The organism is Promicromonospora alba, assembly GCF_042654905.1.
GTDB classification, from domain to species: Bacteria; Actinomycetota; Actinomycetes; order Actinomycetales; family Cellulomonadaceae; genus Promicromonospora; species Promicromonospora alba.
Genome location: NZ_JBHSFI010000008.1, coordinates 22449 through 48717, shown reverse-complemented (window position 1 = coordinate 48717; position 26269 = coordinate 22449). Strand labels below are relative to the sequence as shown.

Annotated in this window: 18 protein-coding genes; 3 read left to right on the top strand and 15 right to left on the bottom strand. The window is 71.6% G+C overall.

Going from position 1 to position 26269, the window contains the following annotated elements:
• Positions 1 to 12 precede the first annotated feature (12 nt).
• From ACFO6V_RS22715 to ACFO6V_RS22675, 9 genes are all read right to left on the bottom strand, one after another.
• On the bottom strand, positions 13 to 1500 hold the full coding sequence (locus ACFO6V_RS22715) for a hypothetical protein (protein WP_377139799.1): 1488 nt from the start codon (positions 1498 to 1500) through the stop codon (positions 13 to 15).
• Positions 1501 to 1734: 234 nt separating this feature from the next.
• Positions 1735 to 3189, bottom strand: a complete 1455-nt coding sequence (locus tag ACFO6V_RS22710; RefSeq protein WP_377139796.1) for a hypothetical protein — start codon at positions 3187 to 3189, stop codon at positions 1735 to 1737.
• Positions 3190 to 3359: 170 nt separating this feature from the next.
• Positions 3360 to 4829, bottom strand: a complete 1470-nt coding sequence (locus tag ACFO6V_RS22705; RefSeq protein ID WP_377139793.1) for a hypothetical protein — start codon at positions 4827 to 4829, stop codon at positions 3360 to 3362.
• A gap of 200 nt (positions 4830 to 5029) precedes the next feature.
• A complete protein-coding gene (locus ACFO6V_RS22700) occupies positions 5030 to 8113 on the bottom strand; it encodes a S8 family serine peptidase (RefSeq protein WP_377139791.1) in 3084 nt (1027 codons plus the stop codon).
• A gap of 138 nt (positions 8114 to 8251) precedes the next feature.
• Positions 8252 to 8608, bottom strand: a complete 357-nt coding sequence (locus ACFO6V_RS22695) for an RNA-binding S4 domain-containing protein (RefSeq protein WP_377139789.1) — start codon at positions 8606 to 8608, stop codon at positions 8252 to 8254.
• 95 nt (positions 8609 to 8703) lie between these two features.
• Complete coding sequence (locus ACFO6V_RS22690; RefSeq protein WP_377139786.1) at positions 8704 to 11157, bottom strand: beta-xylosidase/alpha-l-arabinosidase; 2454 nt, start codon at positions 11155 to 11157, stop codon at positions 8704 to 8706.
• 62 nt (positions 11158 to 11219) lie between these two features.
• Complete coding sequence (locus ACFO6V_RS22685) at positions 11220 to 12095, bottom strand: carbohydrate ABC transporter permease (protein WP_377139783.1); 876 nt, start codon at positions 12093 to 12095, stop codon at positions 11220 to 11222.
• Positions 12095 to 13117: a carbohydrate ABC transporter permease gene (locus ACFO6V_RS22680; RefSeq protein ID WP_377139780.1), complete on the bottom strand. Its 1023-nt coding sequence runs from the start codon at positions 13115 to 13117 to the stop codon at positions 12095 to 12097. Before ACFO6V_RS22680 ends, ACFO6V_RS22685 begins: the two co-directional genes overlap by 1 nt.
• 8 nt (positions 13118 to 13125) lie before the next feature.
• A complete protein-coding gene (locus ACFO6V_RS22675) occupies positions 13126 to 14412 on the bottom strand; it encodes an extracellular solute-binding protein (protein WP_465264125.1) in 1287 nt (428 codons plus the stop codon).
• A 232-nt stretch (positions 14413 to 14644) separates the two neighbouring features.
• Here ACFO6V_RS22675 and ACFO6V_RS22670 point away from each other — a divergent pair, with 232 nt between their 5' ends.
• A complete protein-coding gene (locus ACFO6V_RS22670; protein ID WP_377139775.1) occupies positions 14645 to 15706 on the top strand; it encodes a LacI family DNA-binding transcriptional regulator in 1062 nt (353 codons plus the stop codon).
• 37 nt (positions 15707 to 15743) lie between these two features.
• Positions 15744 to 16880, top strand: a complete 1137-nt coding sequence (locus ACFO6V_RS22665; protein WP_377139772.1) for a GNAT family N-acetyltransferase — start codon at positions 15744 to 15746, stop codon at positions 16878 to 16880.
• 62 nt (positions 16881 to 16942) lie between these two features.
• Here ACFO6V_RS22665 and ACFO6V_RS22660 read toward each other — a convergent pair whose 3' ends face one another.
• Positions 16943 to 19405, bottom strand: a complete 2463-nt coding sequence (locus tag ACFO6V_RS22660) for a glycoside hydrolase family 3 C-terminal domain-containing protein (RefSeq protein ID WP_377139769.1) — start codon at positions 19403 to 19405, stop codon at positions 16943 to 16945.
• A 63-nt stretch (positions 19406 to 19468) separates the two neighbouring features.
• Here ACFO6V_RS22660 and ACFO6V_RS22655 point away from each other — a divergent pair, with 63 nt between their 5' ends.
• Positions 19469 to 20593: a GNAT family N-acetyltransferase gene (locus ACFO6V_RS22655; RefSeq protein WP_377139766.1), complete on the top strand. Its 1125-nt coding sequence runs from the start codon at positions 19469 to 19471 to the stop codon at positions 20591 to 20593.
• Here the strand turns inward: ACFO6V_RS22655 and ACFO6V_RS22650 are convergent, their stop codons facing one another.
• The 5 genes from ACFO6V_RS22650 to ACFO6V_RS22630 form a co-directional block, all read right to left on the bottom strand.
• Positions 20594 to 22087: a M81 family metallopeptidase gene (locus ACFO6V_RS22650; protein WP_377139763.1), complete on the bottom strand. Its 1494-nt coding sequence runs from the start codon at positions 22085 to 22087 to the stop codon at positions 20594 to 20596.
• 121 nt (positions 22088 to 22208) lie between these two features.
• Positions 22209 to 22649: a hypothetical protein gene (locus tag ACFO6V_RS22645; protein ID WP_377139761.1), complete on the bottom strand. Its 441-nt coding sequence runs from the start codon at positions 22647 to 22649 to the stop codon at positions 22209 to 22211.
• A gap of 138 nt (positions 22650 to 22787) precedes the next feature.
• A complete protein-coding gene (locus tag ACFO6V_RS22640; RefSeq protein ID WP_377139758.1) occupies positions 22788 to 23453 on the bottom strand; it encodes a response regulator transcription factor in 666 nt (221 codons plus the stop codon).
• A complete protein-coding gene (locus tag ACFO6V_RS22635) occupies positions 23450 to 25021 on the bottom strand; it encodes a sensor histidine kinase (protein ID WP_377139755.1) in 1572 nt (523 codons plus the stop codon). Before ACFO6V_RS22635 ends, ACFO6V_RS22640 begins: the two co-directional genes overlap by 4 nt.
• On the bottom strand, positions 24931 to 26184 hold the full coding sequence (locus ACFO6V_RS22630; RefSeq protein WP_377139752.1) for a phosphotransferase: 1254 nt from the start codon (positions 26182 to 26184) through the stop codon (positions 24931 to 24933). Before ACFO6V_RS22630 ends, ACFO6V_RS22635 begins: the two co-directional genes overlap by 91 nt.
• Positions 26185 to 26269 lie beyond the last annotated feature (85 nt).

The following is a 26269-nucleotide window of genomic DNA, read 5'->3' as shown; positions in this document are numbered from 1 at the left end:
CCCGGCGACGGGTCAGTCGATCCACTGCCAGCTGCAGCCGGCGGTGGCGAACCCGGACAGGTGCCCGGAGCCGCTCAGGCGGATGCTCGTGGGCTCCGTCACCACGCCGCGGCCGACCACGGCGGGTTCGCCGTAGAAGCCCTCGTAGAGGATGTAGGTGCACGCTTCGCCGGCCACGACCGGACCGGTCGTGGAGTACGTGCCGGGCTCGAGGTGGTCGCCCAGGACGTAGACGCCGTGCGCGGCCGTCGAGTGGCTCGTCCTGACCATCCCCGGGTAGTACTTGATCCAGACGCCGCACTGGTGGTTCGTGTACACGGTGTAGTCGATGGGAAGAACCGTGAACATGCGCTGGCCCGATCCCACGTCCTGGGCGAGCTCGGTCCCGTCACGTCGCAGGCGCGCCCAGGCGCACTCGCTGGCGGGGCCTGCCTGCGCGATGTACGTGGTCGGGACCACGCCGGTCGGCTCCTCCCCCACGTAGATCGGCTCGCCGAGATCGTCGGCCTGCCACCGCACGGCCGATGCCAGCACCTCGGCGGTCGCCGCGCTGCGCCGCACCGCGGTGCCCCAGCCCGCCCGGTAGGCGCGCGCGATCACGGTGATCTTCTTCTTGTAGTCGGTGCCCTTCAGCGTGTACTTCGACGTCGTGGCCCCGGAGAGCGGCCGTCCGTCGGCGTACCACTGGAACGAGAACGACGTCGGCGTGGGCGACCAGGTGCCGCGGATCGCCGTGAGCGTGGAGCCCACGCGCACGGTGCCGGAGATCGCCGGGTTCGGAGACCGCGAGTACGCGCCCCCGACCCGCACCTCCGCGGACGGCGGGACCAGCCTTCCCAGGAACCCGGGCTTCGTCAGGTACATCCGGACCGAGAGGAGGTGGCCTCTCCACTCGGGCCTGACGGTCAGCGTGGTCCGCGTCGCGCCCCGGATGCGCTCCCCGTCGAGCCACCACCGGTACTCGACGGAGTCGGGCTCGGGCACCGCCGTCGGCCGGAAGACGGTCAGCGTGGCACCGGGCGTCGCGACGCCGAGGATCCTCGGGGGCGCTTGGGAGAACCTCCCGTATTCGACGGGCTCCGACGGCCCGCTGGTCCGGCTCACCGAGGTATAGCCCTCCCGGGAACCATCGAGCCGGACGGTGAGCCTCTTGCGGACCTGCGCCGCGGTCGGGGAAAAGACGAACCCGGTCGCGCCGCTGATCGGCACGTCGTCCGCGTACCACTGGTAGGTGAAAGTGGTGCCGGAGGTCCATGTGCCCGCGTGCGCCTTGAGCGTCCCGCCCACCCGGACCCAGTCGGTGTTCGTCGGGTTGATTCTCGGGGTGGACGACTCCAGGGGGACGTCGGAGATCTCACGGGTCGCCGTGGCCGCGGTGGTCGGGCCGCCGCCGTCGGCATTCCCGTCGGGCGCGGCGACGGCGACCGCAGGTGTCACAAGGAGTGTCAGAGCGGCGGCCGAGGCCAGGACTCTGGAGAGGCGTCGTACGCGTGGGTGCATGACTACTCCCGGGGGCTGGTGCGCCCAGGGTGCCCAGGCGCGCTGGGCCTGCATCTGGCAGGACTCTTCTCAAGAAAGTAGCCCTCCCAGCCGCTCAAGTTCCCCGGAATCACCCGGGGTGTTCGGCGTGACACCAGCTGCAGTGGTCACGAGGGCGGCGCTACCGCGCCCCGCGAACGACAGCGCGCCGGGCGCACGGGGTCTCCCCCGCGTGCCCGGCGCTCTGGCGACGGCTCAGCCGATCCGCTTCCAGCTGCAGCCGGCCGTCTCGAAACCGACTGCGGCCGACGGCATCGTGACGGTCGTGGCCTCCGTGATGGTGCCCTGGCCGATCACCGCGTCCTGGCCGTAGAAGCCCTTGTAGAAGGTGTACGCGCACGACGTGCCGGCGACAGCCGGACCGGAGGTGGAGTACACACCGCGCTCGAGGTGATCGCCGAGGGCGTAGACGCCGTTATCGGCCGTCTCGTCGCTCGGTGTCACCATCTCGGGGTAGTACCTGAGCCAGACGCCGCAGCTCTCGCTCGCGAAGGCGGTGTCATCGGTGTCGATCACCTTGAACAAGCGCTGGCCCGATCCGACGCTGGAGCCGAGCACCTCGGTGGCAGACCGGCGCTCCCAGGTGCATTCGGCCGAGCGCGCCTGCGCGATGTAGATCGTCGCGAGCACGCCGTCCGGCCCCACCGGCCGGGCCTGCTCGTCGTCGCCCACCCACCGCCTGGCCGGGGCCAGCACCTCGCTGGTCGCCGCGCTACGCCGCAGCACCGTGCCGTAGCCCGCCCGGTAGGAGCGCACGGTCACGGAGAGCTTCTTGCCGTAGTCCCTGGGCTTCGGCGTGTACGACGAACTCGTGCCCCCGGCGATCCGATGACCGTCCGCGTACCACTGGAACGAGAACGACGTCGGCGTGGGCGACCAGGTGCCGCGCGTGGCCTTGATCGTGGAGCCCACGCGCGGGGTGCCGGAGATCGTCGGGTTCGGGGACCTCGTGTACGCGCCCCCGACCCGCGCAGCCGGGGACGTGACTCTATAGACGGTGTAACCGGCCTTGTCGACCTCCGCGCTGACCGTGATCTCGTGGCCCCTCCAGGCGGACCTCATGGTCAGCTCGCTCCGGTTCGCGCCCCTGATGGAACGCCCGTCGAGCCGCCACCGGTAGTGGACGTTGACGGTCGAGGGAACGGACGCGGGCCCGACCGCGGTCAGCGTGGCGCCGGGCGTCGCGCTGCCGACGATCACCGGCAGCCCCACGGAGATGAGCCCCGGATAGATGAGGGTCGAGCTCGCGCTGGTCCGGCTCACCGGGGTGTAGCCCTCCCGGGAGCCGTCGAGCCGGACAGTGAGCCTCGTCCCACGGTGCTCCCAGGTCGGCACGAAGGTGAAGCCCGTCGCGCCGCTGATCGCCTCGCCGTCCGCGAACCACTGATAGGTGAACTGGGTACCCGACGTCCACGAGCCCGCAAGTGCTCGCAGGGTGGAACCCACCCGGAGGGGGAGGGCGGTGCCGCTGATCGTCGGTATCGACGACTCCAGGGGGACGTCGGCGGTCTCCGCGCTGGTCACGGTGGTCGGGATGCCGCCGCCGGCATTCCCGTCGGGCGCGGCGACGGCGACCGCGGGTGTCACGAGGAGGGTCAGAGCGGCGGCCGAGGCCAGGGCTCTGGAGAGACGTCGTACGAGCGGATGCATGGCTACTCCCGGGGCTGGAGCGCCCAGAATGCCCAGGCGCGCTGGGCCCTGCATTTGGCAGGACTCTTGTCAAGACCGTAGACCGCGCCGTCGATCGAAGTCGCCGAAAGTCCGAGGAGATCACCCGGCGTGCCGGGCGCGGGGCCTCCCCCGCACGCCCGGGCGCCGGCTCAGCCGATGCGCTTCCAGCTGCAGTCGCGCGTCTCGAAACCGACTGCGGAGTCCGGCATCGTGATGGTCGTGGCCGCCCTCACGGTGCCTCCACCGATCTCCGCCCTGGAGCCGTAGAAGCCCCTGTAGAAGGTGTACGAGCACGAGTCCTCGCCGGCAGCGGCCGGACCGAGGGTGGAGTACACACCGCGCTCGAGGTGGTCGCCGAGGACATAGATGCCGTCCGTGGCAGTCTCGTCGCTGGTCCTGACCATCCCGGGGTAGTACTTGATCCAGACGCCGCAGCCCATGGTCGCCCCGACCAGGACATCGGTGTCGAACACCTCGACCACACGCTGGCCGATGCCTTCGCCGGCGGCGACCGGGTCGGTGCTCAGGTCGGTGGAGGCGTAGCGCTCCCAGTAGCAGCTGGTGGGGCCCGCCTGCGCGACGTAGATCGCCGGTGCCACGCCGCCCGGCCCCACCGGCAAGTAGGCCGTCCCGTCGTCCCTCCACCGCACGGCCGACGCCAGCACCTCGCTGGTCGGCGCGCTGCGCCGCAGCACCGTGCCGTAGCCCGCCCGGTAGGAGCGCGCGGACACGGTGATCTCCTTCTTGTAGTCGGTGGCCTGCAGCGTGTACTTCGACGCGGTGGCTCCCGAGATCGCCCGGCCGTCCGCGTACCACTGGAAGGAGAACGACGACGGCGTGGGCGACCAGGTACCGCGCGTCGCCGTGAGCGTGGACCCCACGCGCACTGCCCCGGAGATCACCGGCCTCGGGGTCCTCGTGTACGCGCCCCCGACCCGCGCACCCACGGACGTGACGGTCTCGACGGCGTACCCGGCCTTGTCAACGGTCGCGCTGACCGTGATGACGTGGCCGCTCCAGGCGGACCTCATGGTCAGCTCGCTCCGGTTCGCGCCCCTGATGGAACGCCCGTCCAGCCGCCACCTGTAGGAGACGGAGTCGGGCGCCGGCACGGCCGGCGGCCGGGCGACGGTCAGCGTTGCGCCGGGTGCCGCGTTGCCGACGATCACCGGCAGCCCCTGGGAGATGTACCCCACGTTCACGTGGGACGTGGTCGCGCTGGTTCGGCTCGCCGGGATGAAGCCCTCCCGGATGCCGTCGAGCCGGACAGAGAGCCCCATGCCGAGCTGCGCCGCGGTCGGCGTGAAGGTGGACCCCGTCGCGCCGCTGATCGCCGCGCCGTCCGCGAACCACTGATACGTGAAGGTGGTGCCGGACGTCCACGAGCCCGCGAGCGCCCGGAGCGTCGAGCCCACGCGGAGGGTGCCGTCGATCGTCGGTGTCGATGCCTCCAGGGGGAGGTCGGCGACCGCGGACGTCTCCGCGCCCGTCGCGGTGGCCGGGCGGCCGTCGGCGTTGCCGGTGCCTGGCGCGGCCACGGTGGCTGCGGGCGTCACAAGGAGCGTCAGAGCGGCGGCAGAGGCCAGGACTCTGGAGAGACGTCGTACGCGTGGGTGCATGACTACTCCCGGGCTGGTGCGCCCAGGATGCCCAGACGCGCTGGGCCTGCGTTCCGCAGACTCTTGTCAGAACGTAGCCTTCCCAGCCGCTCGAAGTCGCCGAATGCCCGAGATTCACCCGGTGACACCCGGGGTCGGAAAAGGGGAGCCGCGCCGAGACGGACTCGGCGCGGCTCCCCAGACCCTGGGTGACCGTTCGGTCAGCCGATGCGCTTCCAGCTGCAGCCGGCCGTCCCGAAACCGGCCGCGGACGACGGCATGGTGATGGTGTGGGCCGACGACACCTCACCGCGGCTCAGGACGCCTTCGGCGCCCTCGAAGCCCTTGTAGAAGGTGTAGCGGCACGAGGTCCCGGCGTTCGTCGGCCCCGTCGTGGAGTACACGCCGCGCTCGAGGTGGTCACCGAGGGCGTAGACGCCGTTCGCGGCCGTCGAGGCGCCCGTCCTGACCATCCCGGGGTAGTACTTGATCCAGGTGCCGCAGCTCTCGCTCGCGAAGACGCTGTCATCGGTGCCCACCACCCTGAACAGGCGCTGGCCCGATCCGAGGTTGTAGGCGAGCACCTCGGTGGCTGACTGGCGCGCCGTCTCGCAGACGGCCGAGCCGGCCTGCGCGATGTAGGTCGTCGGAGCTATGTCGCCCGTACCCACCGGCAGCGCCCAGTCGTCGTCGCCCACCCACCGCACGGCCGACGCCAGCACCTCGCCGGTCGCCGCACTGCGCCGCAGCACCGTGCCGTAGCCCGCCCGGTAGGAGCGCGCGGACACGGTGATCTTCTTGCCGTAGTCGGCGCCCGTCAGCGTGTACGACGAGCTCGTGGCCCCGGCGATCCGCCGGCCGTCCGCGTACCACTGGAACGAGAACGACGTCGGCGTGGGCGACCAGGTGCCGCGCGCGACCTTGAGCGTGGAGCCCACGCGCGTGGTGCCGGAGATCGTCGGGTTCGGGGACCTCGTATAGGCGCCCCCGACCCGCGCAGCCGCGGACGTGACGGTCTTGACGACGTACCCGGACTTCGCAACGGACGCGCTGACCGTGATGTCGTGGCCCCTCCACTCGGACCTCATGGTCAGCGTGCTCCGCGTCGCGCCCCTGATGGAACGCCCGTCGAGCCGCCACCGGTAGGAGACGGAGACGTCAGAGGGAACGGCTGCGGGCCGGGAGACGGCCAGCGTGGCACCGGGCGCGGCGGGGCCGACGATCACCGGCAGGTCCTGGGAGATGACCCCCACGGCGACGGGAGCCGTGGCACCGCTGAGCCGGCTGGCCGCGGTGTACCCGGCGCGGGAACCGAAGATCCGGACCGTGAGCCTCTTGCCGCGCTGTGCGGCGGCGGGCGTGAAGGTGAACCCGGTCGCGCCGCTGATGACGGCCTCGTCGGCGTACCACCGGTAGGTGAACCGGGTACCCGGCGTCCACGAGCCGGCGAGCGCTCGCAGCGTGGAGCCCACGCGGACGGTGCCGTCGATCTTCGGCGTCGACGCGGTCAGGGTGCCGATGGTGATCTCGGGCGTCTCGACGCTGGTCGTGGAGGTCGGCGTGGAGCCGGCGGCCGAGCCGGTGACGGTGACCGACAGCTCGGCACCGAGGTCGGCGTCGTCCGGGGTGTAGGTCGACTTGGTCGCTCCCCCGATCATGTCGCCGTCCCGGCGCCACTGGTAGGTGAACGCCGCGACAGGGCTCCAGGGAGCGACCGAGGCGGTAAGAGGCGCGCCCACCCGGTACTCGCCCGAGATGGTCGGCACGGTCGTCGTGAACGTCGACTCCTGCGCCAGCTCGTAGGCCGCCAGGACGTCGAGCTTGCCCTCGCCCCAGACGTTGTTGTCGTCGGTGGTGCCGCCGCACTCCGTGTCGTTCACGTCGTGCGCCGTCCCGTCCAGGATGGCGCGGGTCGCCTGCACGTTGCCGAGCAGCTCCGGCTCGGCGTCCCACAGCAGCGCCACAGCGCCCGCGACGTGCGGGGCGGCCATCGACGTGCCGTCCCAGAAGGCCGAGCTCCTCCCCGGCAGGGTCGACAGGACGTAGACACCCGGTGCCGCGATGTCCGGCTTGACCGTGCCGCTCTGCCCGGGGCCGCGCGAGGAGAAGTCGGCGATCGCCCCGCTCTGGGCGTACGCGCCCACCGCGTAGTTGACCGTCCGAGAGGCCGGGGAGCCCGCCGCCGCACAGCCGAGCCCACCCGCGTTCCCGTTGGAGAAAGTCGAGAAGATGCCGGCTGCCTCCCAGGCCGTGACGATGTCCTCCATGAACGGGTCCGTCGAGAAGTCGGCACCCCACGAGTTGTTCACCACGTGCGGACGCTTCGTCGTGTCCGGGACCGGGTTGGCCGCACCCTGGTCGTAGGGGGCCAGGATCCACTCGCCGGAGGCGATCAGAGCCGCATCCGTCAGCCCACCGCCGGCGCTCATGGCACCGGCGGCGATCCACTCGGCATCTGGTGCGACGCCGACGGCGCGGTCCATGCCCGCATCGGTCCGCACGGTGCCGCCGACCATGGTGCCCATGGTGTGCGTGCCGTGGCCGTTCCCGTCATGGGGGCCCTGTCGCCCGTCGGCCGAGAAGTAGTTGAAGGCGTCGGGATCAGCCGCGCCCGCGCCACGGTACTGCCCGGACAGTGCGGGGTGGCTGCCGTCGACTCCGGTGTCGATGTTGGCGACCACTATGCCCTCGCCCGTGAAGCCCTCGCGCCACAGGTCGTCAGCGTTGATCGCCGCGATACCCCACGTGGGTCCGGCCGCGGCTGCGGCCGCGGTCTCGTTCGCGGAGTCCGTCGTCTCCACCGGCTTCGGCGCCTCGTAGCTCGTCCTCGGACGCACCTCCAGCACCTCCACGTCCGCCGCCAGGTCGGTCGCCAGGTCCAGCGAGCCGTCCTCGACGAGGATCGCGTTGGTGGCCCAGTGGGAGGTGTACTTGGTTCCGGCCGCCTCCAGCTCCGCTATCGCGTCCTTCTGGGACGTCTCAGCGGCCGCGAGGAGCGTCTTGTAGACGTAGTCGCCGCGCTCGGACCAGCTCGTGATGCCCTCGGCCGCCGACAGGTCGGGCTTCTCGGCGAACCGCAGCCAGAAGTCGGTGGTCTCGTCGGAGGCAGAGGCAAAGGCCCGGTTGGCCCCGGCGGTGAACTTGTCGGCCGGGTCGACGGCGCGGGGCGCCGTCTGGGGGCCTGCCGGGCCGACCGGCCGTGGGCTGGGTTCGGGCGCGGCGACCGCCGCGCTCGGTACTGCCAGGAGTGCCAGGACAGTGGCCGTAGCCAGAGTCCTGGTACGACGTCGCGTGCGAGGGTGCATGGGTTCTCCAGGCTGGGGTGCGCCGGGATACCGGGCGCAACTGGACCTGCGCGGGGCAGGGGTGTGCCGTGAAGATACCGTCCGAGATCGGGCGAAAACGGCGAAAAACCCAGAACTCACCCGGGTGATTTCCGCCGGTCAGATCCGGCCGCGCAGCCTGTCGATATCGCGCCGCTCGCGCTTGGTGGGCCGCCCAGCGCCGCGGTCGCGCAGCCCGACGGCCTCCCGCTCGACGCGTGTCGGCAGGGCCGGGCTGTGATCCAGGTACGCCTTGGCCGCTATCGGGGCGCCCACCCGCTTGAGCAGCAGCTCCACGACCTCGACGTCCCGGTCCCGGAGCGGGTCGCGCCACGTCACGCGGTCGCCGACAGCGACGGACGCCGACGCCTTCGCGACCTTGTCGTTGATCCGGACCCGGCCGCTACGGCACAGGTCGGCCGCGACCGACCGGCTCTTGGTCAGCCGCACCGCCCACAGCCACACATCGATGCGCATCGACCCATCCTCCCACCGCCCCACCCGTTGAGTGCTGGGTATTTGTGCACTTTCGGGTCCGAGACCCACAAATACCCAGCACTCAACGGAAGCGGTCAGGTTGTGGCTCGGACCCAGCGAGGGTCCGTGGGGGTTACCTCGTGGAGGGTGCCCGTGATCGTGAGCTGCTTGCGGGTCGTCGGCGGGGTGGCGGCGCCGTCCGGGGTCGGGGCGTCGTCCGGCAGGTCGTTCGGCTCGTCCAGGTCGGCGATGCCCTCGGCCACCACTCTGACAACGCTGTCGGCCGCATGCGCACCCACCCACACCTCGACGTCGCCTGGTTCGACGACCCGCGTCATGCTGCGGTCGGTGAACGCGAAGCGAGTCGTCGGCACGTCGAACGTGACGGTGATGGTCTCCCCCGGCTCGAGCGTGACGCGGTGGTAGCCGAGCAGCTGCGCCGTCGGCCGCGCGACGGAGCCCAGCACGTCACGCCCGTACAGCTGCACGACGTCGGACCCCGCCACCCCACCGGTGTTCGTGACCGTCACGACGGCGCTGAACGTGCCGCCCGCTGCCACCACCCGGTCCACGGAGACCAGCTCACGCGCGAACGTCGTGTAAGACAGGCCGAACCCGAAGGAGCGCGGCGGTGTCGAGTCGGTGGACGTCACCTCGGACGCGCCGCCGAGGATCGGGTGCAGGTACGAGTAGGGCTGCGCACCGCTGGACCGCGGGAGCGACACGGGCAGGCGCCCCGACGGGTTCACGCGGCCGGAGATGACGCCGGCGAGCGCGCTGCCGCCCTCTTCCCCGGGGAAGAACGCCTGGAGCACCGCCCCGGGCTTCCTGGCACCGGCCTCGCCGGGGCCCTGAGCGCCGTCGAGCGCCCAGCCCACCGCGTACGGGCGGCCGGTGATCAGGACCATGACGACGGGCTTGCCCGCGGCGAGCACCGCCTCGACGAGCTCGCGCTGCACGCCGGGCAGGTCCAGCGACTCGCTGTCGTTGCCCTCGCCCACCGTGCCCCGGCCGAACAGTCCTGCCTGGTCGCCCACGACGACCACGGCGACGTCGGCGGCCTCCGCGGCGGCGACTGCCTCCGCGAAGCCCGACGTGTCGTCGCCCTCGACCTCGCAGCCCTGGGCGAACGTGAGCTCGGGCGCGGGCAGGCCCGCGCGGTCGAACTCGACGGCCAGCGCGTCGGCCACCGACGGGATCTCGAACCCCGCCGGGACGCCGGGGAAGTGCGCGAGCACGTGGTTCGCGAACGAGTAGCAGCCCATGAGCGCCTCGGGGCGGGCCGCGTTCGGCCCGATCACCGCCACGCGGGCGGGCTTGTCGTGCCACGAGCCGAGCGGCAGCACGCCGTCGTTCGAGAGCAGCACCACCGACTCCTCGGCGAGCCGCCTGGCCACGTCGCGGTGCGCCGGCGAGTCCAGGTCGACGGCGGCGGGCGGGGCGTCCTCGTACACGTCCGGCTCGAGGAGGCCTAGCTCCTCCTTCTGCTTCAGCGCGCGCAGCACCGCCCGGTCCACTATCTCGACCGGCACCGTCCCGTCCGTGACGAGCGCGGCGAGCGGTTCGAGGTACGCGTCACCGGACGGCAGCTCGACGTCGACGCCCGCCTCCAGCGCGGCCGCGGCGGCCGCACCCCGGTCGGCGGCGATGGCGTGCATGACGGTCAGGAACGCGACGCCGAAGTAGTCGGCGACCACGACGCCGTCGAACCCCCACCGCTCGCGGAGCAGACCCGTCAGGTACTCGCCCGACGAGTGCATGGGCACGCCGTCGACATCGTTGTACGACGCCATCACGCTTCGCACCCCGCCGTCGAGCACAGCCATCTCGAAGGGCGGGAGGTAGATGTCGGCGATCTCGCGCGGGCCGGCGCTCACCGGGGCGTGGTTGCGCCCGGCCTTGGAGCCGGAGTAGGCGACGAAGTGCTTGAGCGTGGCGTGCACGCCCGCGCCCTGCAGCCCGCGGACGTACGAGGTGCCGACCGTCCCCACGAGGTAGGGGTCCTCGCCGATGCACTCGTCGACCCGTCCCCACCGGGGGTCGCGGACGACGTCGAGCACCGGCGCCAGCCCCTGGTGGATGCCGAGCTCCCGCATGGACTCCCCGATGAGCCGGCCCATCTCGGCCACGAGCTCCGGGTCGAACGACGCGCCCCACGCGAGCGGCGTCGGGAAGGTGGCCGCCTGCCAGGCCGCCAGGCCCGTGAGGCACTCCTCGTGCACCAGCGCCGGGATGCCCAGGCGCGTCTCGCGCTTGAGCCTCCGCTGCTCGCCCCACAGCCACGCCGCCCGCTCGACCGGGTCGACCGGCCGCGTGCCGTACACGCGGGTGTAGTGGCCCAGGCCGTTCTTCGTGGTCTCCTGGAGCGAGCTGGAGCCCTGGCCGCCGGCCATCTCGCCCTGCATCGGTGCCACGACGTTGCCGCCCTGGTCCAGCCAGTACCCGACCAGCTGGGCCAGCTTCTCCTCGAGTGTCATCTGTGCGTGCAGCTCGCGCACCCGCTCCGACACCTCGGGCATCGCCCGAAGCGCCACCGGCAGCTCCGTCATAAGAATCCTTTCTTGAACTGCTTGTACGACCCTGCGTAGGACGCGGCCCGGCCGCGCCGGGGTCAGCCCTTGACGGCTCCGGTGAGGCCACCGACGATGCGCCGCTCGAACAGCGAGAAGAAGATCAGCGCGGGGATCATCGACAGCGACGTGAACGCGAGCACCCGTGCGGTGTCGACCGAGTACTGGGACGCGAACGCCTGGACACCCAGCGGCAGCGTGTACGACAGCTCGTCGTTCAGGATGAACAGCGGCAGCATGTACGAGTTCCAGGACGCGACGAACGCCAGGATGCCGACCGTGACGACGCCCGGCAGCGACAGCGGCACGACCATCCGGAAGAAGAACCCGATGCGGCTCGCGCCGTCGATCGAGGCTGCCTCCTCGATCTCCTTCGGGATGGCCCGCAGGAACGGCACCAGGATGATGATCGTGGTCGGGAGCGCGAACGCGATCTGCGGCAGGACGATGCCGCCGATGGTGTTCATCAGGCCCAGGTCGCGGATCAGGATGTACAGCGGGGTGATCGCGACCGTCATGGGGAACATGAGCCCGGCCGCGAACAGCGAGTACATGGCCCCGTTGAGCTTGAAGTCGTACCGCGCCAGCACGAAGCTCACCATGAGCCCGAGCGCGACCACGCCGACAGTTGTCAGGATGCCCGCGACCGCGGAGTTGGCCACCTGGCGCCAGAACACCTCGCTCACCAGCACGCTGATGTAGTTCTCGATGACCCACGGGTTGGGCAGGCCGGACGGGTCGACGGTGATCTGCGCGTTCGTCCGGAACCCGCCCACGATGATGAAGAGCACTGGGCCTATGCAGATGCCGACGAAGAGGAAGGCGATGACATAGGTCATCGGGCTGCCCCACGCGACCTTCGGGAGCCGGCGGAGCTTCTGCGGGGCCTTCGTGGGAGCTTCGAGGAGCGTCGCCATCACTTCTTCCCTTCCGTGAGCGCGCCCTCGGTGTCCCGGCGCAGCACGTAGCGCTGGTAGACCAGCGCGATGACGAGCGAGATCAGGAACAGCACGACGGCTACGGCGTTGCCGTAGCCGAAGTTCCCGGCCAGGCGCCCGTTCAGGACCATGTAGGTCGCCATCGTCGAGGTGCCCGCGGTCGCGGAGATGTACTGGCCCCAGATGATGTAGACGAGGTCGAACAGCTGGAGCGAGCCGATGATCGACAGGAACGCCCAGATGCGGAGCGTCGGGCCGAGCAGCGGCAGCGTGATGGTCCGCTGGATCTGCCAGTACGAGGCGCCGTCGATCGCGGCCGCCTCGGAGAGCTCCTCGGGGATGCTCTGCAGGCCCGCGAGGAACAGGATCACGGCGAAGCCGATGTACTTCCAGCTGATGATGAGCATCAGCGACCAGATGGCGATGTCGGGATCCGACAGCCAGTCGACGGCGAGGAAGCCGAGGCCCATCTTCTCGAGCATGTCGTTGACCGCACCGGAGGTCTGGAGCATCAGGCTCCAGCCCGTACCCACGATGACCTCGGAGATCACGTACGGCACGAAGATGAGGACCCGGATGATCGAGCGCCCGCGGATCTTCTGGTTCAGCAGGAGCGCGAGCGCGACGGCGGCCGGGCCCTGCATGATCAGGGACAGCACGACGATGTAGCCGTTGTGCAGGAGCGCCTCGTGGAAGGCGGAGTCCTTGAAGATGATCAGGTAGTTGTCGAGCCCGACGAACTCCGTCGGCGGCCCGTACCCCTTCCAGCTGAAGAACCCGTAGTAGGCCGCCAGGAAGACGGGGAAGATGACGAACGCCAGGAACACGACGATGGCAGGGCCCGAGAGCAGGGTGATCTCGAGCGTCTTGCGCCAGTCGGTCCTCCTGCCTCGCCGCGGCCTACGGGCCGGGGACGACGTCGGAACGCCGCCCCCGGCCACCGTGGGTCCCTCAGGCGAGGCCGTCCGGGTTGCTGAGTTCTCGCCCAGGGAGTGAGTCATGTGGCTCGTTACTCCATTGCGGCCGCGGCGTTCACGGCGTCGACGATGGACTGCGGGGTACCGTCGCCGGCCAGCATCTCCACGACGCCGGCGTTGAGCGCGTTGCCCACGTTCTGGCCGTAGAGCGTGTCGAGCCAGACCGAGACGTACGGGGCCTCGTTGTAGGCCGCGAGGACGGACTGCAGCGCCGGGTCGGTCACGACGCCCTGCGCCTCCTTGCTGGCGGGCAGCGTCACGAAGGCCTCGGCGTAGGCCTCCTGGTGCTCCTTCTGCATGAAGAAGTTCAGGAAGTCGGCGCACTCCGGGGGAGCCTCGACGAAGCAGGAGTAGCCGTCGACGCCGCCCATGAACGCGGCGGGGTCACCCTCGCCGCTCTCCGTGGCGGGGAACGGGAACCAGCCGAGGTCCTTCAGCGGCTTCTCGTCGGGGGTGAGTCCGGCGATCACGCCCGGGTTCCACGCCCCCATGAGCTCCATCGCCGCCTTGTGGTTCGCGATCAGGCCGGCGGACGAGCCGGCACCCTGCTGCGCCGTCGCGGTGAGGTAGCCGTCCTGGAACGGCTCGGTCTCGCTGAGGGCCTGCAGGTCCTCGCCGGCCGCCAGCCAGCACGGGTCGTCGAAGCTGCGGGACGCGGCGGCGGCCTCGAGGGTCTCCTGCGAGCACTCGCGCAGCGCGAAGAAGTAGAACCAGTGCGCGGCGGGCCACGCGTCCTTGGCGCCGAGCGCGATCGGTGCGATGTCGGCGGCCTTGAGGTCGGCCACCGCGTCGTTCAGCTCGTCGACGGTCGCGGGCGGCTCGGTGATGCCGGCCTCGCCGAAGAGGTCCTGGCTGTAGAAGATGCCGCCCGGGAGGACCGCCGTCGGCATGCCGTAGACCTTGCCGTCCACGGTGAAGGCGTCGAAGCCGGCGCCGACGTTGGTCGTCGTCGCCTCGTCGATCGTGTCGGTGAGATCCATGATCTGCCCGGCCTCGACGACGTCGGCCAGCTTGCCGCCGCCGCGCGCCATGAAGATGTCCGGCGCGTCGCCGGAGTTCAGGGCGGTCTGCAGCTTGCCGTCCATGTCCTCGTTCTGGATGGACTGGACGTCGATCGTCACACCGGGGTTGGCCGCCTCGAAGGCGGCGACCGTGTCTTCCCAGTAGGCCTTGCCGGGCCCGGTGGTGGAGTTGTGCCAGAAGGTCATCGAGACGTCACCGTCACCCGACCCTCCGTCGCTGCCGCCGGAACAGCCTGCGGCCAGCAGGGCAACCGTGGCGCCCAGGGCAAGAGTGCCCGCAGCCCGCGTCTTCCTCATCATTGTGGAACCCCTTGTAGTCGTCATCGACGGTCGGCAGGAGCCTGCCGGTGACGGACGACAGGTCCGTCAGTCAGGAGACTGGCAGCCCGGCAACGGTTTCGTCAAACGGTTTCGATATCGATTTCGAAACGGATCGGTAAACCAGACACACCTCGTTGCCCGGGGTACTCTCGCTTCCGTGCACAGTGGGACAGGCTCACCCGGGTCCACTGCCGGACCGGGTGACAGCGTGACGAGCGGTTCCGAGACCCCGGATCCCTTCGCCAACCAGGAGCGTGCGACCGGCCGCGCCACCATCACCGACGTCGCGCGTGTCGCCGGCGTATCGGTCGCCACCGTCTCCAAGGTCGTCAACGGCCGGTACGGTGTCGCCGCGGCCACCGCCGAGCGGGTGCTCGGCGTCGTCGCCGACCTCGGGTACGAGTCGTCCCTCGTCGCGCGCAGCCTGCGCCGCCGTCAGACCAACGTCATCGGCGTACTGGTGGCCGAGTTCGAACCGTTCAGCACGGAGCTCCTCAAGGGCATCTCCGCCGCGATGGACGGGACCGGTTACGAGCTGCTCGCCTACTGCGGCGACGCCGGGCACTCGGACCACGTGGGGTGGGAGCGCCGCTCGCTGTCCCGCCTGGCCGGCACCCTGATCGACGGCGTGGTGATCGTCACGCCCACCCTGGCCCTGCCGGTGCACGAGGGCGTGCCCATCGTCGCCATCGACCCGCACACCGGCCCCACCGGGCCGGCCACCGTGGACTCGGACAACCTGGGCGGCGCGCGCACCGCCACCGAGCACCTCATCTCGCTCGGCCACACGCGCATCGGCTACCTGGGCGGACGTTCCGACCTGGAGTCGGCCCGCCTGCGCGAGCTCGGCTTCTTCGAGGCGATGGAGGCCGCGGGCCTCAAGCCGGACCCGAGCCTCGTGCTCGAGGGCGGCTACCGCCCGGACCGGTCCGACCGCCCGACGCACGACCTGCTCGAACGCCCCGATCGGCCGACTGCCGTCTTCGCCGCCAACGACCTGTCGGCGATCCACGTCATCCAGGTGGCGCAGGAGCTGGGGCTGCGCGTGCCCGAGGACCTGTCGGTCATCGGTTTCGACAACATCCCCGAGGCCGCCGCGTCCAGCCCGCCGCTGACGACCATCGCGCAGTCCCTGCACGAGATGGGCGCCGAGGCGCTCCACATGGTCATCGCGATGCTCGAGTCGGGCACTACCGCGGGCAAGCACACCCGCCTGCCCACGCGGCTGGTCGAGCGCGCGAGCACGGCTCCCCCGCCCGCATCGAAATAACCTCGCCGACGGCGGCGGGCCGGGGCACCCTGGTGGAATGACCTCCCCCACCGGCCGCACGCCGGCACAGACGCCGTGGCACGTCCTCGAGGTGGCGCCCGTACCGTCCGTCGACCATCCCGACGCCTGGGCGTACCACGGGATCGCCGCGGTCGAGCGGGCCGCGGAGATCGCGAGCCGCGGGTACGACGACCTCGCCCGCCCGGCGCGGCAGACCATCAGCGGCATGCAGCATCAGGAGTACGCGCGCAAGCAGCGGTTCGTCGCGGTCCTGGACCGGCCCGACGGCGGGGCGCCCACCGCCGACGACGTGGTCGGCTTCGGGTTCGTGGCGATGACGCTCAAGCACAACACGCACACCGCCGACGTCCATGTGGGGGTCCACCCGGACCACCGGCGGCAGGGCATCGGCAGGGCCCTCGCGGCACGGGTCGAGGAGGCAGCCGCCGACGCGGGGCGGACGACGTTCTTCGTCTGGGCGGCGGCGCCGCGCGAGGCCGCCGCCGACGAGGAAGCGGTGGTGCCGGCCACCGGCGTCGGGCGCATACCCGCCGACGTCCCCGGCGTGCGGTTCGCGCTCGGCCGCGGGTACACGATCGAGCAGGTGGAGCGCATGTCACGGCTCGACCTGCCGGTGGATCCCGGCGAGCTGGCGACGTTCGAGGCGGAGGCGCGCGCCAAGGCGGGCGACGACTACCGGACGCACACGTGGGAGGGCATCCCCGAGGAGTGGCACGCGGGATATGCCCAGCTCATGACCCGGATGTCGACGGACGTGCCGCAGGGCGAGCTCGACTTCGGCGAGGAGACGTGGGACGCCGAACGCGTGCGCGTGTACCTCGAGGAGCGCGCGTCCAGCGGCCAGCGCCTGCTGACCACTCTCGTGGAGCACGTCCCGTCGGGCGAGGTCGTGGCGGGTACGTCGTTCCTCCTGCAGGACGCCAAGCCGGCGTTCGTGTTCCAGGAGGAGACGATCGCGCTGAAGACCCACCGCGGGCACCGGCTCGGGATGCTCGTCAAGGCGGTCAACCTGCGCGAGCTGACCGCGCGCTACCCGCAGATCGAGCGGGTGCACACCTTCAACGCGGAGGAGAACGCGCACATGCTGGCCATCAACGTGGCCCTGGGCTTCCGCCCCTCGGGCGCGGAGGCGGCCCTCCAGAAGCGCGTCTGACCCCTCGTTGAGTGCTGGGTATTTGTGGCTCTACAGACCGGAAGACCACAGATAGCCAGCACTCAACGGTGCCTGCGGAAGCGGCCCGCCAGGGTGAGGAGGCGGCCCGCCGTGCGGGTGACCATGCCGCCCGTTCCGTTCGCGACGTCCAGCAGCTGCCGTACCTGCTTGTGCGTGACGCCCGAGCCCGGCTGATAGGGCAGCCGGTCCAGGGGCATCGCGCTCGTCATGATCATGACGTCGTCGGACAGGCCCGCGCCCTGGAGCATCCCCGTGACCGTCGGGCCGATGACGGGGTGGGCCATCGCCTCGCCCAGCGAGGATGCGGCGGTCAGCGGCGGGACGACGCCGTCCGACGGCACCTTGGCGTCAGCCGTGGCACGGACATCGCGGCTCGATGCGCCCACCTCCACCCGGTAGGTTCCGCCCTCGATCCGCCACCGGTCGGCCTGGACGTCCCAGTACGCGAGGTCGTCCCGGGCCACCGAGAGCTCCACCTCCTGCGACTCCCCCGGCGCGAGATCGACCACGGCGAACGCGGCCAGCGAACGCGGGGCACGCGGGACCGGCGAGCCGGGAAGGGACACGTAGCACTGCACCACCTCGCGGCCCGCGACGCCGCCGGTGTTGGTGACGGTCACGCGCACGGTGAGCCCGACGTCGTCGGTCGAGCCCCTTCCGCTGGTCGAGCCCGTCGAGACCTCCAGCCCCGAGTACCCGAACGTCGTGTACGAGAGCCCGTGCCCGAACGGGAACTGCACGTCCAGGTCGCGCGCGTCGTACCAGCGGTAGCCCACGTAGATGCCCTCGCCGTAGGTGACGCGCAGGCCCGTGCCCGGAAAGCTCGTCCAGGCCGGGGTGTCCTCGATGCGCAGCGGGACGGTCTCGGCCAGCCGTCCGGACGGGTTGACGCGTCCGTACAGCACGTCGGCCAGGGCCCCGCCGCCCGCCTGCCCCAGCAGCCAGCCCTCCACTATCGCGGGCACGCGGTCCGCAAACCCGGACAGCCGCACCACCGAACCGTTGGACAGCACGACCACCACGCGCGGATTGACCTCCAGCACCCGGTCGAGCAGCTCGAGCTGGACGGCGGGCAGCTCGATGTCCGCGCGGTCGCGGCCCTCCGCCTCGGCCGACTGCGGCAGGCCCGCGAAGAACAGCACCACACCCGCGGAGCGGGCCGCGGCCACGGCGTCAGCGGCGAGTTCGTTCCCGCCAGTCTGTCGAAGTAGAGCGCGTGTCCGAGACCACAGGGGGCGAGCCTCGCGGTCTTGGACACGCGCTCTACTTCGACTGACCAGCGAGGGGTCGGTCAGCGCGTAGCCCGGCGCGAAGACGACGTCAGGCGCTGCGTCCTGGATCGCCGCGAGGGCGTCGTCGAGCTGGGTCGGGACGATCTGCGACGATCCCGAACCCTGGTAGCGCGGTGTGCGGGCGAGCTCGCCGATCACCGCGACGCGCGTCTGTGGCGCGAGCGGCAGCAGGCCGCCGTCGTTCTTGAGCAGCACCACCGCGCGGCTCGCCGCCTCCCGGGCCAGGGCGTGGTGAAAGGCGTCGTGCCAGGCCTCGGGGTCGTGGCCACGCTCGGCGAGCGGCGGCGCACCGCCGTCCGCCGTCTTCTCGCGCGCGGCCTGCGCCGCGAGCGCCAGCGCGACGACCCGGGCGGCCGACCGGTCGACGTCGGCGAGATCGAGGGTGCCGGACCTCACCGCCGCGACGAGCTCCCTGACCCGGCCCTCTCCGGCGGCGGGCATCTCCAGGTCCAGGCCCGCGCGGACGCCGGCGACGCGGTCGTGGACGGCGCCCCAGTCGGACATGACGAGGCCCTCGAAACCCCATTCGCCGCGCAGGATGTCGGTGGTGATGCGGCGGTCCTCGCCGGTGTGGGTGCCGTTGATGCGGTTGTACGACGACATGAGCGTCGCGGGCCGGGCCTTGGTGACCACGCGCTGGAAGCCACGCAGGTAGATCTCGCGGAGGGTGCGCTCGTCCATGTCGGCGGAGACGCGCATGCGCTCCGTCTCCTGGTTGTTTGCGGCGAAGTGCTTGAGGCTCGTGGCGACGCCGCCCTCCTGGATGCCGGTGACGAGGGCCGCGCCGATCTCGCCCGCGAGCAGCGGGTCCTCGGACACGTACTCGAAGTTGCGCCCGCACAGGGGGCTGCGCTTGATGTTGATGCCGGGACCGAGCACGACGTCGATGCCGCGCTGCTTCGCCTCTGCCGCCACTGCCTCGCCCACACGCCGGACCAGGTCGACGTCGAACGTGCTGCCCAGCGCGACCGCCGGCGGAAAGCACGTGGCGGGGACGGCGCCCTCGATGTCGCCGACGTCGGGGGCGAGCCTGCGCACGCCGTGCGGGCCGTCCGCGAAGAAGGCCGGCGGGACTCCGGGGGCCTCGGCGGTGGTCCAGAACGAGGCGCCGGACAGGAGCCGCGCCTTCTGCTCGATGCTGAGCTTCCTGACGATCGCCGCGGGTGCAGCTGCGGTGGCGACTGCGGTGCGGGCCTGCGGCTTCTTCGGCATGCGGTCACGCTACCCGGATCAAAAAGCCGTGCGTCCTGGCACCGCCGGGAGCACCCTGGGCACATGACCTCAACCTCTGCGGTACCCGCCCCGTCGACGTCGACGTGGCGGCTGATGACCCCGCCCCACCCGTCCTCGATCGAGGACCCGGAGGCATGGGCCTACCGGAGCATCGCCGAGCTGGATGCCGCCGTGGGCGCGGCGGATCTCGGTAGCGCCGACGAAGCCCAGACACCGCTCGGGATCCTGGTGGCGATGAACAACCAGGACTACCGGCGCAGGCTGCGCCACGTCGCGGTGGTGGACGCACCCGACGGGCCGCGGGTGGTGGGCAGCGCGCTCCTGAACCTGTTCGTCCGGTCGAACCCGGAGCTGGCCATCGGCTTCGTCGTGGTGCACCCGGAGTTCCGGCGGCAGGGAATCGGTACGGCCCTGGCCGACTGGATGCGCAGCACCGCGCGTGCGGAGGGCCGGACGTCGGTCCTGGCCCCCGTCGACTTCGGGCCCGAGGAGACCTCCGGCGACTTCCTGGCGCCCGCGTCCGGTTCCGGCCGGGTCTCGGCCGACCTCCCGGGCGTCCGCCTGGCCCAGAAGCTCGGGCTGGGCCTGGAGCTGGTGGAGCGCCGGTCCCGGATCGACCTGCCGGTTGCTCCCGAGACGGTCGCGCAGTTCGAGGCCGAGTCCCGTGCCGCCGCAGGAGACGCGTACCGCGTCCACACCTGGACGGCGCCGACGCCGGAGGAGTGGATAGTGCAGTACGCCGCTCTCCAGCAGGCCCTGACCGACGACGAGCCCCGTGGCGGCCTGGACCTCGAGTCCGACGTCTGGGACCTGGAGCGCATCAGGGGCGAGGAGGCGGCGATCGCCGCCAAGGGTGACCAGTACGTGGTGACCGCCGCTGAGCACGTGGCCACGGGCGAGCTCGTCGCGATGACGATGCTGCAGTGGAACGACGAGAAGCCCGACCACACCGACCAGCAGGCCACCGTGGTGCTGGGCGCGCACCGTGGGCACCGGCTCGGCATGCTCGTCAAGGCCGTGAACCTGCGGGAGCACGCGCGGCTGCGGCCCGGCGCCCAGCGCATCTACACCTGGAACAACGAGGAGAACCCGCACATGCTCGCGATCAACATCGCGCTGGGCTTCGTGCCGGCGGGCGGCTGCGCGGAGTTCCAGGGTCCGCTGTAGTCACAGCAGCTTCGGGGTCAGGTCCGGGCCGTCCCCGAACGCCTCCGGTGGGGCGAACGGGTGGACCGGGCCGCCCAGGTTCGTGTGCCGCAGGCGGAGCAGGTCCTGGTCCACCCCGCCCGGGGTGAGCATGAGCATCCAGTCGTCGGCCATGTCGTACAGCTCGGTCTCCAGGTTGCCGATCTTCACGACGACGACGTCGGTCCCGCGCGGGTCCAGGCCGATCGCCGTGAAGTCGGACTCCAGGTGATAGGGCCTGCGCCGCTCGGTGAGGATCACCTTGAGCCCGCCTGCCGCGACCACGCAGACGGTGCCCGCCACGGGGTCGCCCTCGTGGACGTGCTCGACCACGCCGCGCAGCGTCACCGGCCCGGCCGGCCCGGCGTCGACCCGGGCGCCGGCCGTCACCTCGACGACGGCGCCCACCCCGGCGTCGGCCACCGCGCGGGCGGCCTCGGGGTCGGGCAGGGACGCGTAGATGGCGCTGCGGCCGCCCGCCTCCGGCGGGATCGCGAATATGGGCTCCGCGAGGAGCCGGGCGAGGGTCCAGGTGACGTCGCCGGCGCCGCCGGCCATGGGGTTGTCTCCAGAGTCCGACAGGACGAAGGGTCGCGCGTCGCTCGCCAGCACCGCCTTCAGGCACTCCTCGTAGGTGCCCGCGGGCGCGACGAGCCCGAACTCGCCGCGGGCGTCCCAGTACCTGCGGGCCAGCCGCTCCGCCTCGCGCGCGATGAGCGCGTCGTCGTCCCCCATGACGACGACGGCTGCCCGGCAGCGCGGCTCGTCCGCCCAGGCGTACCCGACCCAGACGGAGGCGTCGAGGACACCCTCGAGCGCGCCGACCCGTGCGACGTCCTCGTAGATGCCCCGCGCCGGCTCGACCCGGGTGCTCGTCCGCTCCCCCGGCAGCAGCACCGGGACCTGCACCCAGGCCTTCCGCGGCCGGCCCGCCCCGTCGATCCGGCGCAGCAGGTTCGTGGCCGCGCGCTCGCGCGCCTCGTCGTCGTCCTCGTGCGGCGTCATGCGATGGCAGGCGATCATGTCGACCGTCTCGGCGAGCTCCCGCGACACGTTGCCGTGCAGGTCCGTCGAGGCGGAGACCAGGCAGTCCGGCCCGACGGCGGCGCGCACCGTCCGGGCGAGGTCCGCCTCCGCATCCGTGTACCCGAGCACCGCCATGGCGCCGTGGATGTCGAGCAGCACGCCGTCGAACGGGCCCTGCGCCTCCAGCGCCAGGCCGATCTCGGCGCGGACGGTCTCGTAGACGTCGGTGAGGACCGCGCCGCCCGGGAGCGCCCCGGCCCGCAGCACCCCCACCCATTCCGCCTCCCGGCGCAGCGGCGCGCCGTCCCGCAGGAACGGGTACCGCCGGACGAGCTCGTTGCCACGCAGCAGGGTGAACGCCTCCCAGCCCGAGCGGTGCGGGGAGAACGTGCTGGACTCGATGGCCATACCGCAGATCGCGATCCGCGGCCGATGGTTGGTACGGGTCACGCGCGCAGTGTAAGCGGGACGCGTTACGACTTAGTGCTTATTTCACGCCAAAAGGCCAGGTGTCGGCAGCTGAGCCGCCGACACCTGGCCCTTACCGTTCGCGGGGTGCGCCGCGCTGGCGTCAGTTGTCGTCCCGGTCGTCCGCGTCGTCGTCCGCGTCGTTCGGGGTGTTGTCGTCCTGGTCGTCGACGTAGTTCGCGTCGTTCGGCGAGTCCGCCGACTGCGCGGAGCCCGCGGTGTCGTGCGCCGACTCGTTCGGGGAGTCCGCCGACTCGGGCGAGGGGTCGTAGTTCGCGTCACCGGGCGAGTCCGCCGACTGCGCGGAGCCCGCGGTGTCGCGTGCCGACTCGTTCGGCGAGTCCGCCGACTCAGGGGAGGGGTCGGCCGTCGTGCTGCCCGCGCCGCTGTCGGGCTGCGGTGCGCTGGCCAGGGTGACGGACTCGGAGGACTCGGCCCGGGGGGCCGGGTCGTTCAGCGCCGCTGCCGTCGTCGCGCCGGCGACGCCGAGCACGGCTGCTGCTCCGACGACGGCCCAGCGCTTCTTCATGGTCGAGGGGTTCATCTCTGTGACCTCCGGTCTCGCGGCGCCCCGTTCGGGTGCCTCCTGATAGATAGTCTGCGTCGCCAGGATGAGGCGATGAGGAGACCTGCATGAGACGCCTCTCATGTCCGGGAAGGCGCCCCGGTCGGTGGCCGGGCGTCAGCCCTTGAACCGGTAGCCCGCCCCGCGCACCGTCTCGATGCGGTCCGCACCCAGCTTCTTGCGCAGGTAGCGCACGTAGACGTCGACCACGTTGGACCCCGGGTCGAAGTCGTAGCCCCAGACCCGCGACAGCAGCTGCTCGCGGGACATGACCTGGCCCGGATGCTGCAGGAACACCTCGGCGAGCGCGAACTCCCGTGCCGAGAGCTCCACCTCACGCCCCGCCACGGTGGCGGTTCGCGTGCGCAGGTCCAGTCCGACGTCGCCGTGCTCGAGGCGGTCCGACGCCGCCGCCTCCCCGTTCGTGCGCCGCAGCCGCAGCTTGATCCGGGCGAGCAGCTCGTCGAACCCGAACGGCTTGGACATGTAGTCGTCCGCCCCGCCCTCCAGGCCCGCCACCCGGTCGGAGAGCGAGTCCCGCGCGGTCAGGATCACCACCGGCAGCGTGGAGCCGACGTCGCGCAGGCGCTGCAGCACCGTGAAACCGTCCAGCACGGGCAGCCCGATGTCCAGCACCATCAGGTCGTAGCCGCCGAACATCGCGTGGGCCAGCGCCGACGCGCCGTCGGACACCACGGTGGGCTGGAACCCGTGCGCCTTGAGCCCCTTGCGCACGAACTGCGCGATGCGCTCCTCGTCCTCCGCGATCAGGATCTGGTTCAACGTGCCTCCTCCTCGGTCGCCGCGCTCCTGGTACCTGCCTGCGTGGCCGACGACGCCGCGCCGTCGGCCGGCCAGGTCATCACGAAGCGTGCCCCGCCTCCGTCCGACCGTTCGACCACCACGTCCCCACCGTGTCCCTGGGCGATGGCCCGCACGATGGCGAGGCCGAGACCCGAACCCGACGCCCCGCCCGTCGTGCTGCCCCGCGCGAACCTGTCGAAGATGCGATCCGCCTCCTCGGGTGGCACGCCGGGGCCGGTGTCGCGCACCCAGAGCCGTACCTGACGGCCCGCGGGCCCGTCGAGCACCTGCGTGCCGATGCCTACCTCGTCGTCCGGACCGCTGAACTTCACCGCGTTGTCCGCGAGCTGCAGCACGGCCTGGGTGAGGCGGTGCACGTCGGCGACCACCTCGGCGTCGGCCCGGGCATCCACCACCCAGCGGCGCGCACCCAGCGCGCGGGCCTTGTCGTGCACGTCATCGGTGAAGCGGCCCAGGTCCAGGGAGGCGGTGGACACGAAGTCGGCCCGCTCCGCCTTGGCGAGCAGGACCAGCTCCTCGACGATCTGGCCCATCCGGGACGTCTCGTCGAGGAGGAGGTCCCGGGTCTCGCGCACGTCCGCCGGATCGTCCGGGTCGAGCACCTCCAGGTGGCCGCGCAGGACGGTCAGCGGGGTGCGGAGCTCGTGCCCGGCGTCGTCCAGGAACTGGCGCTGCGTCTCGATGGCCGTGGACAGCCGGTCGAGCATCGTGTTGAACGCGCCCGCGAGCTCGCCGAGATCGTCCTCGGTGGCCACGGGAACTCGCTGGGAGAGATCGGTCTCGGTGACCCGGGTGGCGGTCGAGCTCAGCTGCCGCAGCGGGCGCAGCAGGCGGCTCACCACCAGCCACGCGAACAGCCCCAGCAGCACCAGCGCCACGCAGCAGACGATCGCGTAGGTGCGCATCACGGCGTTCTCCGCCTCGAGTGCCTCGTCCAGCGCGGAGGCCATGACGTACGCGCCTACCTCCTGGCGGTCAGGCACCGTCACCGGGACGACGACGAACCACACCCGGCCGATCTCCGTGTCGATCTCGCGCTGGACCGTCGTGCTCGACTGCGGCGTGAGACCGTCGACGACCTCCTGGACCACCGCGTTGTCCGCGACCACCCTTCCGATCCCCGGAGGGTTGGTCTGCTGGTGCTTGCCGTCCAGGTAGGCCGCGAAAATCTCGTAGTTACCCGGAACGTTCTGCTCCATGGCGACGCTCATGAGGCGGCCCGCCCCGCGGAACTTCTCGCCCGTCTCCGGGTCAGCGCCATACTCCGCGAGGTTCTTCAGCTCATCGATCTCCTGGTCGAAGTCCTTGGAGATGCCCTCCATGATCTGCTGGGTCTGGATGGCGTGGGTCAGCACGCCCGTCGCGAGCAGCCCGATGGCGGTCACGGCGACCACCGTCGTCACGACCTTGGCCCGTACCGTCGGCCGGCGCAGGCTCATGCGCGGCCCACGCCGGACGACGCGAGCCTGGACCCGTCGAGCCAGGAGGCCACGACGTCCAGGCGGCGCGACGTCGCCGCCTGCCATCCGCGCTCCTGCACGCGGTGCGGCCCCGTGGCCAGCGAGAGCAGCACCCCGGCGACACGCGCGGCGAGGTCGCTCCGGTCGGCGCCCCGGCCACCCGGGGCCGCCACGAACCCGGCAGCGTAGTCCGCGGCGAGCTTGCGCATCCGGGCCGCGTGCGTGACCTGCGCGGGATCCTTCCCGTGCACGAGGGACAGCACGTCCAGGTGTGCGACGAGGCAGGCGAGGTCGTCGGCGCGGTGGCCAGGGCCTGCGGAGTCGACGTCGAGCAGGCCGGTGATCCGGCCGTCCGTGAGCATGATCTGGGCCTCGTAGAGGTCGCCGTGCGTCGGGTCCGCGCCGGTCCCACGCTCCGCGAGGCGCGCCCGGACGGCGCCTGCCAGGTCGGCGGCCCGGCCCGCTTCCGAGGGCAGCGCCGCGCCGATGACGCCCGCGTAGTGCTCGGCCGAGTCGCTCCATGCGGGGCGCCGCGGCAGGTCGCGCACCTCGGCGGGCAGCCGGTCGAGCAGGTCCAGCACCTCGAGCGGGGACGGGATACGCCCACCGTCCCGCACGGCGGCGCGCATCTCGGTGCCGTGCAGCGGGGACAGCACGAGGAGGCCGTCGTCCGACCAGCCGAGGGGGCGCGGGACCGGCAGGCCGGCCCGCGACAGGAGCTCGTGCCGCCGGTGCAGGTCGGCAACCTTGCGGGGGCGCAGCACCTTGAGGAACACCCGGGACGACGCGGCAGTCGCCTCGATCACCGCACGCCGTGTCGGGCGGTAGGCCCGGACCTTGAGCACGGGGTCCGCACGGGCCTCCGGGCTGACGCCGAAGCCGGCCAGAAGCTCCTCGACGGCGGACGTGTTGAAGGCACGGGGCAGGGCGGGCAGGGCCGGGTCGCCGGGGAAACGCCACACGGCGACGGTCGCGTCGCCGTCGGACAGCGTGACCACGCCCGGCTGGCGGCCGTCGCGGGAGCGGCCGACGCTCGCGCCGAGCGTCTCGGACCGCTCGACGCCGTCCCAGCGCACCGTCGCCCGGTAGGCGACGGTGGTCGTCGAGCCGGGGCGATGGTCCACCTGGCGCACCCGCCAGTCCACGAGCTCGCCTCCGGCCGTGGCCACGGCCGCATCGAGGAGGCCCGCGGCGGCGTCACCGGTCAGCAGGTCGAGGTGCGTATTCACCCGGCAATCCTCGCAGCCGTCACCCACAGAAGCCCGCTACCAGGCATTAGAAACCTCTAACCCCACCCGTTCCGCGAAGTAGAGC

Coding starts and splice junctions, on each gene's coding strand:
- ACFO6V_RS22715 (WP_377139799.1), bottom strand. CDS start 1,500: ATGCACCCACGCGTACGACGCCTCTCCAGAGTCCTGGCCTCGGCCGCC.
- ACFO6V_RS22710 (WP_377139796.1), bottom strand. CDS start 3,189: ATGCATCCGCTCGTACGACGTCTCTCCAGAGCCCTGGCCTCGGCCGCC.
- ACFO6V_RS22705 (WP_377139793.1), bottom strand. CDS start 4,829: ATGCACCCACGCGTACGACGTCTCTCCAGAGTCCTGGCCTCTGCCGCC.
- ACFO6V_RS22700 (WP_377139791.1), bottom strand. CDS start 8,113: ATGCACCCTCGCACGCGACGTCGTACCAGGACTCTGGCTACGGCCACT.
- ACFO6V_RS22695 (WP_377139789.1), bottom strand. CDS start 8,608: ATGCGCATCGATGTGTGGCTGTGGGCGGTGCGGCTGACCAAGAGCCGG.
- ACFO6V_RS22690 (WP_377139786.1), bottom strand. CDS start 11,157: ATGACGGAGCTGCCGGTGGCGCTTCGGGCGATGCCCGAGGTGTCGGAG.
- ACFO6V_RS22685 (WP_377139783.1), bottom strand. CDS start 12,095: ATGGCGACGCTCCTCGAAGCTCCCACGAAGGCCCCGCAGAAGCTCCGC.
- ACFO6V_RS22680 (WP_377139780.1), bottom strand. CDS start 13,117: ATGACTCACTCCCTGGGCGAGAACTCAGCAACCCGGACGGCCTCGCCT.
- ACFO6V_RS22675 (WP_465264125.1), bottom strand. CDS start 14,412: ATGAGGAAGACGCGGGCTGCGGGCACTCTTGCCCTGGGCGCCACGGTT.
- ACFO6V_RS22665 (WP_377139772.1), top strand. CDS start 15,744: ATGACCTCCCCCACCGGCCGCACGCCGGCACAGACGCCGTGGCACGTC.
- ACFO6V_RS22660 (WP_377139769.1), bottom strand. CDS start 19,405: ATGCCGAAGAAGCCGCAGGCCCGCACCGCAGTCGCCACCGCAGCTGCA.
- ACFO6V_RS22655 (WP_377139766.1), top strand. CDS start 19,469: ATGACCTCAACCTCTGCGGTACCCGCCCCGTCGACGTCGACGTGGCGG.
- ACFO6V_RS22645 (WP_377139761.1), bottom strand. CDS start 22,649: ATGAACCCCTCGACCATGAAGAAGCGCTGGGCCGTCGTCGGAGCAGCA.
- ACFO6V_RS22635 (WP_377139755.1), bottom strand. CDS start 25,021: ATGGCAGGCGGCGACGTCGCGCCGCCTGGACGTCGTGGCCTCCTGGCT.